Origin of the sequence: Mycobacterium sp. IS-1590 (assembly GCF_001500025.1) — a bacterium.
In the GTDB taxonomy this organism is placed as follows: Bacteria; Actinomycetota; Actinomycetes; order Mycobacteriales; family Mycobacteriaceae; genus Mycobacterium.
Genome location: NZ_LQIW01000002.1, coordinates 173,677 through 190,844, shown reverse-complemented (window position 1 = coordinate 190,844; position 17,168 = coordinate 173,677). Strand labels below are relative to the sequence as shown.

Below are 17,168 nucleotides of genomic sequence, written 5' to 3'. Positions count from 1 at the left end.
GCAGTTAACCGCGGACTGTTCTCAAGAACCGGCCCACACCAACAATTCCTCGGCGGGCCAGGTGTTGACGATGCGCTCGACCGGCACCTCGGCGTCGAGCGCACGCTGCGCTCCGTAGCCGAGGAACTCCAACTGCCCGGGCGCGTGCGAATCGGTGTCGATCGAGAACAGGCAACCGATGTCGAGCGCGAGCTTGAGCAGCCGGGTCGGCGGATCGCGCCGCTCGGGTCGGGAGTTGATCTCGACGGCCGTTCCGTTGTCCCGACATGCCGTGAACACCTTTTCGGCGTCGAATTTCGATTCCGGCCGCATCCCACGTCCCCCGGTGACCAGGCGACCGGTGCAGTGGCCCAGCACATCGGTGTGCGGGTTGGCGACCGCCTTGAGCATCCGGCGCGTCATCGACGGGGCATCCATCGCCAGCTTCGAATGCACGCTGGCCACCACGATGTCGAGCCGTTCGAGCAGTTCGTCCTCCTGGTCGAGGGAGCCGTCCTCGAGGATGTCGACCTCGATGCCGGTGAGAATCCGCAGCGGGGCGACCTTCTCGCGCAACTCGTCGATGACGTCGAGTTGTCTACGCAGCCGTTCCGGTGACAGACCGTTGGCGATCCGAAGCCGCGGCGAATGGTCGGTCAGCGCGCAGTACTCATGCCCCAGATCCCTTGCCGCGGACATCATTTCCTCGATGGGTGCCGAGCCGTCCGACCAGTTCGAATGCACGTGCAGATCGCCGCGCAGCGCCGCACGGATATCGCCGCCCCCGAGATCTTTTGCGTTCGAGCGCAGTTCGGTCAGCACCTCGGGTTCGCGCCCGGCCCATGCCTGCGCGATGACCTTCGCGGTCTTGGGGCCGATGCCGGGCAGCGACTGCCAGCTGTTGGCGGTGCCGTGGCGGTCGCGTTCGGCGTCGGAGAGGGCTTCGACGACGTCGGCGGCGTTACGGTACGCCATCACCCGGCGCGGGTCCTCGCGAGCGCGGTCCTTGTAATAGGCGATCTGGCGCAGCGCGTTGACGGGGTCCATCACTCCAGTGTGCCCGTTTTGCATGACCCGACCTGGTCCCGATATAGTGGATTGCGAATTTGTTCAATCCATCAAGTGCTGGAATGTATGCCTCACCGCTTCCTCGGTAGCTCCGAGCTGCCGCTCTACGAGATCAAGGCCAACCTGTTCAAAGCGCTGGCCCACCCGGCACGCATCCGTGTTCTGGAGATTCTGTCGGCCAACGGCAAGCCGACCTCGGTCAGCGAGATCCTCGCCGAAACCGACCTCGAGCCCACGCTGCTGTCTCAGCACTTGGCGGTGCTCAAGCGTCATCACGTGGTCTCGGCGCAACGAGTCGGCAACTCAGTCCTCTACGAACTCGCCCACCCGAAGATCTCCGAACTCCTGGTCATCGCCAGAACCTTCCTCGCCGACGTCCTCGGAACCAACCGGGACCGATTGGAGGCGTTCAAGACGCTGCCTCCGCTGGCGCACGACAAATGAACCTCGCCCGACTGCTCCCGAACCGCCGGGACTACAGCGAACTCCCCCGATCGTGGCGCCGTGACATCCTGGCCGGAATCACGGTCGGCGTCGTCGCCCTGCCCCTGGCCCTGGCGTTCGGCATCAGTTCGGGTGTCGGTGCCGCTGCCGGACTGGTCACCGCCGTCGTCGCTGGTTTGGTGGCGGCCGTCTTCGGTGGGTCGCATGTGCAGGTGTCCGGGCCTACCGGTGCGATGGCCGTCGTGCTCGCACCGATCGTGGCTCACTACGGTCTCGGCAGCATCGCCCTCGTCACCGTGCTGGCCGGTCTGCTCGTGGTCGTCGCGGGAGTCACCGGTCTGGGCCGTGCGGTGACATTCATCCCCTGGCCCGTCATCGAAGGGTTCACGCTGGGCATCGCCGTGATCATCTTCCTTCAGCAGGTGCCCGCTGCGTTCGGCCAAGACAGCCCGGCGGGCGGGCGCACGCTGTCGGTCGCGTGGAACGTTGTCAGACAAGCGGATTGGTCATCGGCGGCGAAAACGCTTGCCGTGGTGGCGGTTGTCGCGACGCTGATGGTGGTCCTGCCACGCCTGCACCGCGGCATCCCGGAATCGCTCGCTTCTGTGATAGTTGTGACGGTAGTCGTGGTGGCTCTTGATATTTCGGTAGCGCGCATCGGTGAGCTGCCCTCCCATCTCCCCACGCCAGTCATTCCCGACGTAGACGTCGGCGCAATGCGGACCCTCGTCGGTGCCGCTCTGGCGATCGCGGCACTGGCCGCCATCGAGTCCCTGCTGTCGGCGCGGGTCGCCGCCACCATGGCGCCGACGGGACCGTACGACCCCGACCGCGAACTGGTGGGACAAGGACTCGCTTCGGTCGCATCGGGCGCCTTCGGCGGAATGCCCGCGACCGGAGCCATCGCCCGTACCGCCGTCAACGTTCGTTCCGGCGCGCGTACCCGGGTCGCGGCCATCGTGCATTCGCTGGTCCTGCTCGCAGTCGTCTACCTGGCGACCGGACCCGTGTCCGCAATACCGTTGTCGGCATTGGCGGGCGTTCTGATGGTGACCTCGTTTCGGATGATCTCGTTGTCCACCGTCACCAAGATCCTGCGCTCCACCCGCTCGGATGCTGTGACGTTCGCGCTCACCGCCGCCATCACGGTGTGCTTCGATCTCATCGAAGCCGTGCAGATCGGGGTCGTCGTCGCGGCGTTCTTCGCGCTGCGCGCGGTCGCCCGTCGCAGCAGCGTGACCCGAGAAGATCTCCCCGTGCCGCGTCGCCCCGGTGACGAGCGGATCGCGCTGCTACGTCTGGACGGAGCGATGTTCTTCGGGGTGGCCGAGCGCATCTCGAGCGAGATCATCGATACCGACCATCCGCACACGTCGGTGGTGATCATCCGACTCAGCCAACTGGGCATGCTCGACGCCACCGGCGCGAATTCCTTGGCGCAGATCGCCACCGAACTGGAGGCGCGCGGCATCACCGTGATCATCAAAGGCGTTCGCCCCGAACACATGCGCCTGCTTTCCAACGTCGGCGTATTCGAATCACTGCGCCACGAGAACCACTTGATGGACTCACTCGACGAGGCGATCGACCACGCCCGAACCCACGTCACCCGCCTGACGTCCGAGCGCTCGTCGGGTTGATCGCACCGTGCACCAGCGCAGCGACTTCGCCGTGGGTGGAGCCGCCGGCCAAGAACAGCATCTCGTCACCGGCTTCCAGCACGTCGTCGGGCTGGGGCAGGACGATCCCGCTGTCGCGGATGATGATCGCCAGCGCGGTGTTCTCCGGCAACGGCAGGTCGCGCATCCGCCGACCGACCAGCGGATCACCCTCGGGCAGCGTCAGTTTCGCCAGGCTCACCTGCCCGTGCCGCAACTGCATCAACCGCACCACGTGACCGATGTCGATGGCGCCCTCGATCGCGGCCACCAGCGCGCTCGGCGCGGAGACCGCGACGTCGACCCCCCACGCCTCGGTGAACAACCACTCGTTGCGCAGGTCGTTGACCCGAGCCACCACGCGGGCGACACCGAATTCCGTTTTCGCCAACAGCGCGGCCGCCAGGTTCACCTTGTCGTCGCCGGTCGCCGCGATCACCACGTCGCATATCTGCAACCCGGATTCCTCGAGCGAGGACAACTCGCACGCATCGGCGAGCAACCATTCCGCGCCGGGAACCGTCCGCGGTTCGTAGTGCCGCACGTCGTGTTCGATCAACAGCACCTTGTGGCCGTAGTCGATCAGTTCCTGCGCCACCGACCGTCCGACCGCCCCGGCGCCGGCGATGCCGACGCGCATCATCGTCCGCTCCTCGACGCGATGCGTTGCGTCGAAGTGGGGCCAGCGCAGCCGTATCACGCACTCATACTTACCCATCGCGGCGGCTTTGCGCGCGGCTACCGGGCCGGACTGCCCGGCCACCGCCCGTGGTAGGTGTTTTACTGCCTCTCACACCGCCCATACGGTCCCGAACGGGGATGCAATGACCCTCGAGCAGCTCTATCTTGTGCTGCTGATCGCTGGGGTGGTGCTGCTGGCGAGCATCGTCGCCACCAGGGCCGCAAGCCGTGTCGGGTTGCCGAGCCTGCTGCTCTTCCTCTTCGTCGGCGTCGTCGTCGGTGAGGACGGGCTCGGCCTGGATTTCGACAACTATCTGCTCGCCGACCACCTGGGCACGGTGGCACTGGCCGTCATCCTCGTCGAGGGCGGCCTGACGACCCGGTTCTCCGACATCCGACGGGTGCTCGCGCCTGCGGGAGTGCTCGCGACCCTCGGCGTCGCGATCAGCATGCTCATCACCGCCGCCGGGGCGCACCTGCTGCTGGGTATCAACTGGCAGCTGTCGCTGCTACTGGGCGCAGTCGTCTCGGTGACCGACGCCGCGGCGGTGTTCTCGGTGCTCCGCGTGGTGCCCCTGCCGCGCCGGGTAGCGGGCTTGCTGGAGGCCGAGTCCGGTTTCAACGACGCCCCGGCCGTCATCCTGGTGCTGATGTTCAGCGTGGCCCCGCTCGAGCTGTCGCCGGTGCACGCGCTCACCGAGCTGGTCTATGAGCTGGTGGTCGGTGCGGCGATCGGGCTCGGCGTCGGGTATCTGGGCTCGATGGCGCTGCGCCGCATCGCGCTTCCGGCGTCGGGCCTGTATCCGTTGGCCACATTCGGGCTCGGCATGGTCGCGTTCGCGGCGGGCGGCACCGCGCACGCCAGCGGTTTCCTCGCCGCTTATGTGGCCGCGGTCGTGCTCGCCAACACCGGGTTGCCTCACCGCTCGGCGACGCGTTCGTTCGCCGAGGGCCTCGGCTGGCTCGCTCAGATCGGGCTGTTCGTCCTGCTCGGCTTGCTCGTCGACCCCAGCGACCTCGCCGCGGAGGTGGTGCCGGGCATCGTGACGGGCCTGGTGTTGCTGCTCGTCGCCAGGCCGCTGTCGGTGTTCCTGTCCCTGGTGTGGTTCCGAATCCCCTGGCGTGAACAGGTTTTCGTCTCCTGGGCAGGTCTGCGCGGTGCCGTTCCGATCGTGTTGGCGACGTTCCCGATCGTGGGTGGTGTGCCCGACAGCGTCCGCCTTCTCAACATCGTGTTCATCCTGGTGGTGGTGTTCACGCTGGTGCAGGGTCCCAGCCTGCGGTTCGTCGCGCATCGACTGGGCCTGATCTCGAAGGAGGCGACGCGGGAGATCCAGGTGGAGTCGGCTCCCCTCGACGTGCTGGACGCAGAACTTCTGACCATGAGGGTGCAGGCGCCGTCGCGGTTGCACAACGTCACGGTGCTCGAATTGCGGCTTCCCGATCCGAGCGTGATCACGCTGATCATCCGTGACGGGCGCACCTTCGTCCCGCAGCCCGACACTCGCATCGCGATCGGCGACGAGCTGCTGATCGTGACCACCACGAAGACCCGTGCCCTGGCCGAACGCCGGCTGCGCGCGGTGAGCCGTCGCGGCAAGCTCGCATACTGGTTCGACGAGTTCGGCGAAACCGACTGATCGCGCGGCGGACTCGGCTCACAGCTCGTTGTCAGCCCCTCGGAACTAAGCTCGGTCCGGTGAAGTTCGCCTTCAAAACCTCGCCGCAGAACACCACGTGGGCCGACATGCTCGCCGTGTGGAAGGCCGCCGACCAGATCGACGTGTTCGAATCCGGCTGGACCTTCGACCACTTCTACCCGATCTTCTCCGACTCCAGCGGGCCGTGCCTGGAGGGTTGGGTGACGCTCACCGCCCTCGCGCAGGCGACCGAGCGGCTGCGCGTCGGTGTGCTCGTGACCGGCATCCACTACCGCCACCCCGCGGTGCTCGCCAATATGACTTCCGCGTTGGACATCGTGTCCGGCGGCCGGCTCGAACTGGGTATCGGTGCGGGCTGGAACGAGGAGGAGTCCGAGGCGTACGGGATCGAGTTGGGGTCCATCCGAGAACGGTTCGACCGCTTCGAGGAGGCCTGCGAGGTGCTCACCAACCTGCTCAGCCAGGAGACGACGTCGTTCGACGGCAAGTTCTATCAACTCAAGGACGCCCGCAACGAGCCGAAGGGCCCGCAGCGTCCGCACCCTCCTATCTGCATCGGCGGCAACGGCGAGAAGCGCACACTGCGGATCACCGCCCGCTACGCCCAGCACTGGAACTTCGTCGGCGGCACACCGGACGAGTTCGCCCGCAAGCGCGACGTGCTGGCCGGCCATTGCGCCGACATCGGGCGGGATCCGGGCGAGATCATGCTCTCAGCCCACGTCCGACTTGACCCCGACCGCAACTACGACAAGACGCTGTCCGAAGCCGCGGCCCTGGGCCGGGAGGGTCTGGATCTGGCGATCATCTATCTGCCGACGCCGCACGATCCCGCGGTGCTCGAGCCGCTGGCCGACGCGATCGTCGCGTCGGGACTACGGAATTAGCCGCCATTTCTGACGGTCACGAAAATATAACGATTTGGCAAACGGATGGCCGAAGGCGTCCGGCGCGAGGGATTCCGCGCTTCCCAGTTCGCTAGACGCCGTAAAGGCGGAGTTCGTCGGCGGTGATGAGGCGCTCGGCCTTGGCCGGGAACTCGCGGCTCTTGAGTGGATGACGAAGGAGTGACCAGGCGATTCGGCTCACCCGAGACCGGGATAGCGGGTTGACATACACGGAACTGACTCCTGTGTCGAAACCGATAGCTGACCGGGGCCCAACCTTACCGCAGTGCCCCCATGAAGTCATTAGAACCCGCCCCTCGGCAAACTGCGGTAGGCGCGCCGGTAAAACGTCTGATGTTTTTAAAGTTGCTGAAGTGACAGATGTGACTCAGTTTGAGGCCAGCCCCGGGTGCTCCCCGACCGGGGGCGCCGCGGTCATGGCCTTAGGAACACGTCGTCCAGGGTCACGGTCCGCAGCCCACGCGCCCGGATGATGTCGACCAACTGGCCGAAAACCTCGGTGACGGGCGGGTGGTTGAGGTGGCCGATCACGATCGTCTGCCCGGTGAAGTGTTTGTCGGCCATCGCGACAACCTCCGCAGGCGGGATCCACACGTGGTCCTCCAGCGTGCCCGACCACAACGTGCCTGCGGTGTAGCCGAGGTCGGCGGCGACCTTGTCGACATGCGGGCTGGTCGCGCCGTAGGGGGGCCGGAAGTACGGACGCGCGTCCACGCCGTAGGCCTTCCACAGGAAGTCGTGGTTGCGCCGGAACTGTTCGGCCACGTCGACGAGGGGCAGCTTGGTGAGGTCCGGGTGCGACCACGTGTGGTTGGCCAGTTGGATCTGCCCGTCGTCGACCAACGGACGCAACAGGTCGACGTGATCGGTCCACGACCGGTAGATCCCGTTGACGAAGTAGGTCATCCGAAGCCCGGTGTCCTTGGCGAATTGCGTGTAGGCCCGCACGACGTCACTGCTCACACCATCGTCGACGGTCAGCGCCAACAGGTCCCCGTCGCCGGGCAGGCTGCTCAGCACACCACTGCCGGGTAGAGCGATGCGCGCCGACGTCGGCGGCGGGGGCAGCAGACCGGCCGATGGTGCGGACGGGACCTGCGCTGCGGCCACATCCGCCACTTGCGATTGCTCCCCGGTCGCCCACCGGGTCAGCCCCACGGCGCCGACGGTGGCGACGGACAGCGCCGCGATGAAGCTGCGCCGGTCGAGTCTCATCCCGGCGCCGCCGGTGGGGTAGCGGCCGATCACCGCCCCTACTGTCGCGCGTTCAGCCGCAAAAGCCGCACATTGCGCGCCGTGTCGCGCGAGCGCTCACGCTACCTTCGGCTCTTCGCGCGAGCGCTCATCGCTGCGGCACGGCGGTCGGTTTGATCGGTGCCGGAAGCGCCGACCGACCCATCAGGTAGCGGTCCACACCCGCCGCGGCCGCGCGACCCTCCGCGATCGCCCACACGATCAGCGACTGCCCACGCCCCATGTCGCCTGCGACGAAGACACCGGGCACCGAGGACGCGAAGTCGGCATCCCGGCTGACGTTGCCCCGCTCGTTGATCTCGACGCCGAGGTCGGTCAGCAGGCCTTCCCGCTCGGGACCCGTGAAGCCCATCGCGAGCAGCACGAGATCGGCTTCCAGCTCGAACTCGGTGCCCTCGACCTTCTCGAACTTGCCCGCGTTCATCTTGACCTCGTGGCCACGTAGCCCGGTCACATGCCCGTCTTCACCGATGAACTCCTCGGTGTTGACCGAGTAGACCCGCTCGCCGCCTTCCTCGTGCGCCGAGGACACCCGAAACATCAACGGGTATACCGGCCACGGCGTCGAGTCGGCGCGCGTCTCCGGCGGCCGCGGCATGATCTCGAACTGGTGCACGCTTGCCGCGCCCTGGCGGTGCGCGGTGCCCAGGCAGTCGGCGCCGGTGTCACCGCCGCCGATGATGATGACCTTTTTGTCCTTCGCGTGGATCGGCGGCAGGCCGTTCTCGTCGGTGACGGGGTCGCCGAGCTGGACCCGGTTGGCCCACGGCAGGTACTCCATCGCCTGGTGAATGCCGTCGAGCTCACGGCCCGGGATCGGCAGGTCGCGCCGTTCCGTCGCGCCGCCGGCGAGCACCACCGCGTCGAAGTCCTTGCGGAGCTGCTGTGCGGTGATGTCGACGCCGACGTTGACCCCGGTGCAGAACTCGGTGCCCTCGGCCGCCATCTGCTCCAGACGACGGTCGATGTGGCGCTTCTCCATCTTGAATTCGGGGATGCCATAGCGCAGCAACCCGCCGATGCGGTCGTCGCGCTCGAACAACGTCACGCTGTGCCCGGCGCGGGTCAGCTGCTGGGCCGCGGCCAGCCCGGCGGGGCCGGAGCCGACGACGGCAACCTTCTTGCCCGTCTTGACATCCGGCGGCAGCGGCGTCACCCAGCCCTCGTCGAACGCCTTGTCGATGATCTCGACCTCGACCTGCTTGATCGTGACGGGATCCTGGTTGATACCCAGAACGCACGAGCCCTCGCACGGCGCGGGGCACAGGCGGCCGGTGAACTCCGGGAAGTTGTTCGTCGCGTGCAGCCGCTCGATGGCGTCGCGCCAGCGGTCGTTGCGCACCAGGTCGTTCCACTCGGGAATCAGGTTTCCGAGCGGACAGCCGTTGTGGCAGAACGGTATCCCGCAATCCATACAGCGGGTCGCCTGCTCGCGCAGCCTGTCGTGGGAAAAGTCTTCGTAGACCTCTTTCCAGTCGCGCAGACGAATCGGCACAGGCCGCCGTTGCGGCGTCTCGCGCTGGGTGTACTTGAGGAAACCGCGGGGATCAGCCACTGGCGGCCGCCATGATCGCCTCGTCGACGTTGGCGCCGGTCCGTTCGGCCTCGGCGATCGCCTCGAGTACCCGCTTGAAATCGCGGGGCATCACCTTGGTGAAGTGCTTCACGTTGTTGTCCCAGTCGTTGAGGATACGTACTCCGACAGCGGAATCGGTGGCATCGACGTGGGCCTGGATGATGCCCGCGAGCCACTCGAGGTCCTCCTCGTCGAGGCCCTCCAGTTCCACCATCTCGGCGTTGAGGTTGGCCGGCAGCGCGCCGTCGGGATCGTAGACGTAGGCGATGCCGCCCGACATTCCCGCGGCGAAGTTGCGCCCCGTCGGACCGAGGATCGCGATCTTGCCGCCCGTCATGTACTCGCAACCGTGGTCGCCCACTCCTTCGACCACCGCGTGCGCACCGGAGTTGCGCACCGCGAACCGCTCACCGACCTGGCCGCGGATGAACACCTGGCCGCTCGTCGCACCGAACAGGATCACGTTGCCCGCGATGATGTTGTCTTCGGCGACGTAGTCCTCGGGCGCGCTGTCCGACGGCCGCACCACGATCCGCCCGCCCGAGAGGCCCTTGCCGACATAGTCGTTGGCGTCGCCGTAGACCCGCAGCGTGATGCCCTTCGGTACGAACGCCCCGAAGCTGTTGCCCGCCGATCCGTCGAAGGTGATGTCGATGGTGCCGTCTGGAAGACCTTGCCCGCCATAGGCTTTGGTCACCTCGTGGCCGAGCATCGTACCGACGGTCCGGTTGACGTTGGCGATCGTCGTCGAGAAGCGCACCGGCGTCTGGGAATCCAGCGCTTCGCGGCACATCACGATCAGCTGCTGGTCGAGTGCTTTGTCGAGGCCGTGGTCCTGACGCGAACTGCAGTACAGGTCCTGGTTCATGAAGGCCGACTCGGGCTCGTGCAGCACGGGCGTGAGATCGAGCTTGTAGGCCTTCCAGTGCTCGGCGGCCTTCGTGGTGTCCAGCGCACCGACCTGCCCGACCATCTCGTTGACGGTGCGGAAGCCCAACTGGGCCATCATCTCCCGCACTTCCTCGGCGATGAACATGAAGAAGTTCTCGACGAATTCGGGCTTACCGGTGAACCGCTCGCGCAGCACAGGGTTCTGGGTCGCCACACCGACCGGGCAGGTGTCGAGGTGGCAGACGCGCATCATGATGCAGCCCGACACCACCAGGGGCGCGGTGGCGAAACCGAACTCCTCGGCGCCGAGGAGCGCGGCGACCACGACGTCGCGACCGGTCTTGAGCTGACCGTCGACCTGGACCACGATGCGGTCGCGAAGACCGTTGAGAAGCAACGTCTGCTGGGTTTCGGCCAGGCCGAGCTCCCACGGCGCGCCCGCGTGCTTCATCGACGTCAGCGGCGTCGCGCCCGTACCGCCGTCGTGACCGGAGATCAGCACGACGTCGGCATGCGCCTTGGACACCCCTGCCGCGACCGTTCCCACGCCGTTCTCGGAGACCAGCTTGACGTGCACACGGGCCTGGGGGTTGGCGTTCTTCAGGTCGTGGATCAGCTGCGCGAGATCCTCGATCGAGTAGATGTCGTGGTGCGGCGGCGGGGAGATCAGCCCCACGCCGGGCGTCGAGTGCCGCACCTCGGCGACCCACGGGTAGACCTTGCCGCCCGGAAGCTGGCCGCCCTCACCGGGTTTCGCACCCTGGGCCATCTTGATCTGGATGTCGGTGCAGTTGCTCAGATAGTGGCTCGTCACGCCGAACCGGCCCGACGCCACCTGCTTGATCGCGCTGCGGCGCCAGTCGCCGTTCTCGTCGCGGTCGAAACGGTTGACGTGCTCGCCGCCCTCACCCGAATTCGATCGTCCGCCAAGGCGGTTCATCGCAATGGCCAACGTCTCGTGCGCCTCGGCCGAGATCGAACCGTAGCTCATCGCGCCGGTGGAGAACCGCTTGACGATCTCGCTGGCGGGCTCCACCTCCTCGAGCGGCACCGGCGGGCGCAACCCGTCGCGGAACTTGAGCAGCCCGCGCAGCGAGGCCATCCGCTCGCTCTGGTCGTCGACCAGCTTGGTGTACTCCTTGAAGATCGAGTACTGACCGGTGCGGGTGGAGTGCTGCAGCTTGAACACCGTGTCCGGGTTGAACAGGTGGTACTCACCCTCCCGGCGCCACTGGTACTCACCGCCGACCTCGAGTTCGCGGTGCGCCCACTCGTCGGGCCGGTCGAGATAGGCCAACGAGTGCCGGGCGGCGACGTCGTCGGCGATGTCGTTGAGGTCGATTCCACCGACGGGACAGGTCAACCCGGTGAAGTACTCGTCGAGCACCTGCTGGTTGATGCCGATGGCCTGGAACAGTTGGGCGCCGGTGTAGGAGGCGAGCGTGGAGATGCCCATCTTCGACATGACCTTCAGCACGCCCTTGCCCGCGGCCTTGACGTAGTTGGCCTTGGCCTGGTCGCTGGAGATGCCGGTGATCACGCCGCGGTCGACCATGTCCTCGATCGACTCGAACGCCATGTACGGGTTGATCGCCGCCGCACCGAAGCCGCACAGCATGGCCATGTGGTGCACCTCGCGGGCGTCACCGGCCTCCACGACCAGCCCGACCTTGGTGCGAGTGCGCTCCCGGACGAGGTGGTGGTGCACCGCCGAGACCGACAGCAGCGACGGGATCGGCGCCATCTGCTCGTTGGATTCGCGGTCGGAGAGCACGATGATGCGCGCCCCCTCGCGGATCGCGCCCGACACCTTCGCGCGCACGTTGTCGAGGGCTTCCTTGAGGCCCTGCCCACCGCGGTTGACCGGGTACAGGCAGCGGATCACCGCCGCGCGCATCCCGTGCTTGTGGCCGCGGATCTCGTGGTCGGGGTCGACGCAGATCAGCTTGGACAGTTCGGCGTTACGCAGGATCGGCTGTGGCAGCACGATCTGGCGGCACGACTCGGCGTCCGGGTTGAGCAGGTCGCCCTCGGGGCCGACCGTGCCCTGCAGGCTGGTCACCACCTCTTCACGGATGGCGTCCAGCGGAGGATTGGTCACCTGGGCGAACAACTGCTGGAAGTAGTCGTAGAGCATCCGCGGCCGCTGCGACAGCACGGCGACGGGGGTGTCGGTGCCCATCGAGCCGAGCGGCTCGGCGCCGGTGCGCGCCATCGGCGCGACCAACAGGTTGAGCTCCTCGTAGGTGAAGCCGAAGATCTGCTGGCGCAACACCACCCGGTGGTGGGGCATGCGCACGTAGTCACCGGGCGGAAGTTCGTCGAGGTGGAACAGGCCGGCATCGAGCCACTCCCGATACGGGCGTTCGGCGGCGAGTTCGGCCTTGATCTCCTCGTCCTCGACGATGCGGCCCTTGGAGGTGTCGACCAGGAACATGCGGCCCGGCTGCAGGCGCATCCTCTTGACCACCGTCGACGGATCGAGGTCGAGCACGCCGGCCTCCGAGGCCATGACCACCAGACCGTCCCTGGTCACCCAGATCCGCGACGGCCGGAGACCGTTGCGGTCGAGCACCGCCCCGATCACCGTGCCGTCGGTGAAGGTCATCGAGGCCGGGCCGTCCCACGGCTCCATCAGCGAGGCGTGGTACTCGTAGAACGCCCGGCGCGCCGGGTCCATCGACTCGTTGCGCTCCCAGGCCTCCGGAATCATCATCAGCACCGCGTGCGGCAGGCTTCGCCCGCCCAGGTGCAGCAGTTCGAGCACCTCGTCGAACCGGGCGGTGTCCGACGCCCCCGGGGTGCAGACCGGGGTGATCTTGTCGAGGTCCTGATTCGGGCCGAACACGTCGGTCTTGATGAGCGCCTCTCGTGCGCGCATCCAGTTCTCGTTGCCGGTAACGGTGTTGATCTCGCCGTTGTGGGCGATGCGCCGGAACGGGTGGGCCAGCGGCCACGACGGGAACGTGTTGGTCGAGAAGCGCGAGTGCACGATGCCCAGCGCACTGGTGAGCCGGTCGTCCTGCAGGTCGAGGTAGAAGGCCTTGAGCTGCGGGGTGGTCAGCATGCCCTTGTAGACGAAGGTCTGTCCGGAAAGGCTTGGGAAGTACACGGTTTCGCGTCCCGGCCCGTCCTGGCCCGGCCCCTTGGTGCCCAGCTCGTGTTCGGCGCGCTTGCGCACCACGTACGCGCGACGCTCCAACTCCATGCCTGAAGCACCGCCCATGAACACCTGCCGGAACGTCGGCATCGCGTCGCGGGCCAGGGCGCCCAGCGGCGAGTCGTCGATCGGCACCTCACGCCAACCCAGGACCTCGAGTCCTTCGGCCTCGGCGATCTTCTCGACGGCCTCGCACGCGGTCGCCGCATCCTTCGACGACTGCGGCAGGAACGCGATTCCGGTGGCGTAGCTACCCGGCTCCGGCAGGTCGAAGTCGACGACCTCGCGCAGGAACGAGTCGGGGACCTGCAACATGATGCCCGCACCATCGCCGGTGTTCGGCTCGGCGCCCTGCGCCCCACGGTGCTCCAGGTTCACCAGAGCGGTGATCGCCTTGTCGACGATGTCGCGACTGCGGCGACCGTGCATATCGGCCACCATCGCCACGCCGCACGCGTCGTGCTCGAACGCGGGGTTGTACAGCCCTTGCATCCTGGGCGCCATTCCCACCTACCCTTTTCCTGCACGTCTTACGAAGCTTCTGCCTGACAGCCGTAGACAACGGCGGTTTGCCGGTCCGGCTATGGAGTGCCTTCGTGCAGCATCGAACGCCGGCCTGTTTCCACTTGCCCCGAGTGGAGAAAACGATATGACAAACACCGGGTGACATGCCAACTTAGTAGAGCCTAACTAGAGCGGCAGGACGGTGTGGACGGCTCGCTGCCCACCGCCCCGCCCGGCGTCCGATTCCGTTGTCGCCCTGGCATTTTCAAGGCGTGCAGCAATTCTCCAGCGGAGTGCGGTACACATCACACTTGCCTCCCGACGCCGCCTGGCGTTTGCTGAAGCGCGCAATTTCAGCGCTTTTACCAGCTTAGACCGGTGTGTTGAAGTTTGCGCAAAGCCTAGCCAGATTCTTATAAAACCGCCTTTAGGCTGGCCTCGGGGGTGAGGTCCAGCCGTCGCAGCAGCTGGGCATTCAGCGCCACCACCACGGTCGACGCCGACATCAAGATCGCGCCGACGGACATCGGCAGGATGAAGCCGACCGGTGCCAGCACCCCAGCAGCCAGCGGCACCGACACCAGGTTGTATCCCGCTGCCCACCAAAGGTTTTGCTTCATCTTGCGATAGGCGGCGCGGGACAGCAGCAGCACCGAAAGCACCGAGCGCGGATCCGATCCGGCCAGGATCACCCCGGCCGAGGCGATCGCCACGTCGGTCCCCGCGCCGATCGCGATACCGACGTCGGCCTGGGCGAGTGCGGGGGCGTCGTTGACGCCGTCCCCGACCATCGCCACTTTGCGGCCCTCGCGCTGCAGTTCGGCCACCTTCGCCGCCTTGTCTTCCGGCCGTACCCCGGCGAACACGCGCTCGATCCCCAGGTCGGCGGCCACGGATCGCGCGACGGCCTCCGCGTCGCCGGTGATCATCACCACTTCGACGCCGAGTTTGGTCAGCGCCTCCACCACCTGCCGCGATTCCGGTCGCACCTCGTCCGCCAGCTTGATCGCCCCCACGGCCTCACCGTCGACGACGACGTGCAGGATGATCGCCCCTTCGTCGCGCCACCGCCCGGTATCGGGCAGCTCGGTGAGCCCGGCTTCGACCAGCATCCGCGGCCCGCCGACCTGGACGGTTCGGCCCCCGACGGTGGCCGTGACGCCGACCGCCGGGGACGAGCTGAAGTCGGTGGTCGGTGGCAGCGTCAGCGAGCGGTCGCGCGCGGCCGCGACGATCGCCCGGGCCAGCGGATGCTCGGAGTACGCCTCGGCCGCCGCCGCCCACGTCAGGACGTCCTCGGCCGATTGGGCGGGCGCGGTCGCAACCCCGGTGACCGTCGGCTCCCCCTTGGTCAGCGTGCCGGTCTTGTCGAACAACACGGCCTCGACGGTGCGCATGCTCTCCAGCGCAAGCCGGTCCTTGACCAGAACTCCGCCGCGCGCGGCGCGTTCGGTGGCGATCGAGACCACCAGCGGTATCGCCAGCCCGAGCGCGTGCGGACAGGCGATCACCAGCACCGTGATGGTCCTGACGACGGCCGCTGCGGGCATTCCCGCGAACGACCACACCACCGCCGTGACGACCGCCGCCGACAATGCGAACCAGAACAGCCAGCCCGCCGCCTTGTCCGCCAGGCGCTGGGCCCGCGACGACGAGTTCTGCGCCTCGGTCACCAACCGCTGGATGCCGGCGAGGGTCGTGTCGTCGCCGACCGCGCTGACCTGCACCCGCAACCCCGAGTCGGTGGCCACGGTGCCGGCCACGACGTGGTCGCCCGCCTCGCGGCGGACCGGGCGCGATTCGCCGGTGACCATCGACTCGTCGACGTCCGCGGCGCCGTCGACGATCTCGCCGTCAGCGGGGATGTTGCCTCCCGGGCGCACCAGCACGACGTCGCCCACCCGCAGCTGCGCCGGTGCGACGGTCTCCGTGCCGCCGTCGACGACCCGCTCGGCCTCGTCGGGCAGCAGCGCAGCCAGCGAATCGAGCGCGGACGTGGTCTGCGCGAGCGAGCGCATCTCGATCCAGTGGCCGAGCAGCATGATCACGATCAGCAGCGCCAGTTCCCACCAGAAGTCGAGCTCATGGTGCAGCACGCCGAGGCTGGCGCCCCAGGACGACAGGAACGCCACCGTGATCGCAAGCCCGATCAGCAGCATCATTCCCGGTGCGCGGGAACGGATTTCACTGATCGCCCCGGACAGGAAAGGCCGCCCGCCCCAGACGTACATCACGGTGCCGAGCACCGGCGGAACCCATCGGATCCCGGGGATGTCGGGCAGCGAGTAGCCGAGGATCATCGCGAACATCCCGGACAGCGCGACCGTGGGGACGGCGAGCACGAGCATGGTCCAGAACAGGCGCCGGAACTCGGCTACATGGCCGGCGTGGTCATGACCGCCCGAGTGGCCGTTCGAGTGGCCGCCCGGATGGTCGTGGCCCGAATGACCCTCCGCGGCCGTGTCCGGGTGTTGTGCACCATGGCCGGTATGCGTCATGGCGGTCATGGTATACCCCCTAGGGGTATATAGCCAGGGCTTGTTCGGTCACGCTGTATCCCGATGTCACATCCACTGAACACTCCGTTGGGCCGGTTCGGCATCGCGACGTCCGTGGACACGCCCGACGAGTGTGTGGCCTCGATTCCGGTGGGTGGAATGGTGAACCCGCTGACCGGCGCCCCGACCATCGCGCCCATGGCGATGCTGGTCGATCACGCGTGCGGCCTCGTCAACCACCGGCGCCGCGCCGATGACGAGTGGACGGTGTCCAGCGAGCTGTCCCTGGAAGCAGATCCGCACGCCGCCGAGATCATCGCAGGCGCACCCGATGTACCTGTGGTCGCGACCGCCCGGCCGTTCGGCGCCAAGAGCGACGTGGCGTTGGCGCTGTGCGAACTCACCCACCGCGGCACCGTGCTCGCCACCGCCACCGTGCGCTCGTTCTACATCCAGTCGCCCGCCGACATCGCACCGTTCCCCGACGGCCCGTCCGGCCCGCTGCCGCCCGGGACGCTTGCCGACCGGATGGCGGTTCGCGTCGCCGAGAGCGGCGGCGCGGGCCGGGTTCTGTTGCAGGACGAGGATCCCGTGCTGAACAACGCGATCGGCATCGTGCACGGCGGGGTGACGGCCATGGCGCTGGAACTGGTGGCGGCCGCGGCACTCGACGACGCAGGTCAGAAACATCCGCTGCGGACTGCGTCGCTGCGGGTCAACTTCTTGCGGCCCTTCCACAGCGGACCCGAATCCCGTTATGTGGGAACCGCTTTGCGTGTCGGGCGCAGGACGGGTGTTGCCGAGGGGCAAGCCGTCGGCCCCGGTGGCGGCGTGGCGATCACCGCCAGACTGACTGCATACCGCGCAGCGCCGCACTAGCATCTGG

At 67.3% G+C, this 17,168-nt stretch carries 11 protein-coding genes; 5 read left to right on the top strand and 6 right to left on the bottom strand.

What is annotated here, in order from left to right:
- Positions 1-21 precede the first annotated feature (21 nt).
- A complete protein-coding gene (locus AU197_RS03645) occupies positions 22-1,026 on the bottom strand; it encodes a PHP domain-containing protein (RefSeq protein WP_064401155.1) in 1,005 nt (334 codons plus the stop codon).
- Between the two features lie 87 nt (positions 1,027-1,113).
- Between AU197_RS03645 and AU197_RS03640 the strand changes: the two genes are divergently transcribed.
- Together AU197_RS03640 and AU197_RS03635 are read left to right on the top strand one after the other, a co-directional pair.
- Positions 1,114-1,491, top strand: coding sequence for an ArsR/SmtB family transcription factor (locus AU197_RS03640; RefSeq protein ID WP_064401154.1), 378 nt, complete (start codon positions 1,114-1,116; stop codon positions 1,489-1,491).
- Positions 1,488-3,131, top strand: coding sequence for a SulP family inorganic anion transporter (locus AU197_RS03635; RefSeq protein WP_064401153.1), 1,644 nt, complete (start codon positions 1,488-1,490; stop codon positions 3,129-3,131). Before AU197_RS03640 ends, AU197_RS03635 begins: the two co-directional genes overlap by 4 nt.
- Here AU197_RS03635 and AU197_RS03630 read toward each other — a convergent pair.
- A complete protein-coding gene (locus AU197_RS03630; protein WP_064401193.1) occupies positions 3,097-3,789 on the bottom strand; it encodes a potassium channel family protein in 693 nt (230 codons plus the stop codon). The two genes, AU197_RS03635 and AU197_RS03630, sit on opposite strands and share 35 nt — an antisense overlap.
- Before the next feature lie 184 nt (positions 3,790-3,973).
- Here AU197_RS03630 and AU197_RS03625 point away from each other — a divergent pair, with 184 nt between their 5' ends.
- Both AU197_RS03625 and AU197_RS03620 read left to right on the top strand, forming a co-directional pair.
- Positions 3,974-5,470 carry a potassium/proton antiporter gene (locus AU197_RS03625; protein WP_064401152.1) on the top strand — a complete coding sequence of 499 codons (1,497 nt, stop codon included), beginning with the start codon at positions 3,974-3,976 and terminating at the stop codon, positions 5,468-5,470.
- A 59-nt stretch (positions 5,471-5,529) separates the two neighbouring features.
- A complete protein-coding gene (locus AU197_RS03620) occupies positions 5,530-6,378 on the top strand; it encodes an LLM class F420-dependent oxidoreductase (protein WP_064401151.1) in 849 nt (282 codons plus the stop codon).
- A gap of 435 nt (positions 6,379-6,813) precedes the next feature.
- Here AU197_RS03620 and AU197_RS03615 read toward each other — a convergent pair whose 3' ends face one another.
- The 4 genes from AU197_RS03615 to AU197_RS03600 all read right to left on the bottom strand — a co-directional run bounded on the left by AU197_RS03615 (position 6,814) and on the right by AU197_RS03600 (position 16,291).
- Positions 6,814-7,614: a polysaccharide deacetylase family protein gene (locus AU197_RS03615; RefSeq protein WP_064401192.1), complete on the bottom strand. Its 801-nt coding sequence runs from the start codon at positions 7,612-7,614 to the stop codon at positions 6,814-6,816.
- Between the two features lie 127 nt (positions 7,615-7,741).
- Complete coding sequence (locus tag AU197_RS03610; protein WP_064401150.1) at positions 7,742-9,208, bottom strand: glutamate synthase subunit beta; 1,467 nt, start codon at positions 9,206-9,208, stop codon at positions 7,742-7,744.
- Complete coding sequence (gene gltB / locus AU197_RS03605; RefSeq protein ID WP_064401149.1) at positions 9,201-13,784, bottom strand: glutamate synthase large subunit; 4,584 nt, start codon at positions 13,782-13,784, stop codon at positions 9,201-9,203. The genes AU197_RS03610 and gltB overlap by 8 nt, the downstream gene beginning before the upstream one ends.
- A 413-nt stretch (positions 13,785-14,197) precedes the next feature.
- Complete coding sequence (locus tag AU197_RS03600; protein WP_064401148.1) at positions 14,198-16,291, bottom strand: heavy metal translocating P-type ATPase; 2,094 nt, start codon at positions 16,289-16,291, stop codon at positions 14,198-14,200.
- 54 nt (positions 16,292-16,345) lie between these two features.
- On the opposite strand from AU197_RS03600, the gene AU197_RS26425 reads away from it, so the two are divergent.
- Positions 16,346-17,161 carry a PaaI family thioesterase gene (locus AU197_RS26425; RefSeq protein WP_064401147.1) on the top strand — a complete coding sequence of 272 codons (816 nt, stop codon included), beginning with the start codon at positions 16,346-16,348 and terminating at the stop codon, positions 17,159-17,161.
- The last annotated feature ends 7 nt before the right edge of the window (positions 17,162-17,168 follow it).

Excerpts from the sequence above, each read along its gene's own strand:
- AU197_RS03640 (WP_064401154.1), top strand. The coding sequence starts at position 1,114 with ATGCCTCACCGCTTCCTCGGTAGCTCCGAGCTGCCGCTCTACGAGATC.
- AU197_RS03600 (WP_064401148.1), bottom strand. The coding sequence starts at position 16,291 with ATGACCGCCATGACGCATACCGGCCATGGTGCACAACACCCGGACACG.
- AU197_RS03615 (WP_064401192.1), bottom strand. The coding sequence starts at position 7,614 with ATGAGACTCGACCGGCGCAGCTTCATCGCGGCGCTGTCCGTCGCCACC.
- gltB (WP_064401149.1), bottom strand. The coding sequence starts at position 13,784 with ATGGCGCCCAGGATGCAAGGGCTGTACAACCCCGCGTTCGAGCACGAC.
- AU197_RS03630 (WP_064401193.1), bottom strand. The coding sequence starts at position 3,789 with ATGCGCGTCGGCATCGCCGGCGCCGGGGCGGTCGGACGGTCGGTGGCG.
- AU197_RS03625 (WP_064401152.1), top strand. The coding sequence starts at position 3,974 with ATGACCCTCGAGCAGCTCTATCTTGTGCTGCTGATCGCTGGGGTGGTG.
- AU197_RS03645 (WP_064401155.1), bottom strand. The coding sequence starts at position 1,026 with ATGGACCCCGTCAACGCGCTGCGCCAGATCGCCTATTACAAGGACCGC.
- AU197_RS03635 (WP_064401153.1), top strand. The coding sequence starts at position 1,488 with ATGAACCTCGCCCGACTGCTCCCGAACCGCCGGGACTACAGCGAACTC.
- AU197_RS26425 (WP_064401147.1), top strand. The coding sequence starts at position 16,346 with ATGTCACATCCACTGAACACTCCGTTGGGCCGGTTCGGCATCGCGACG.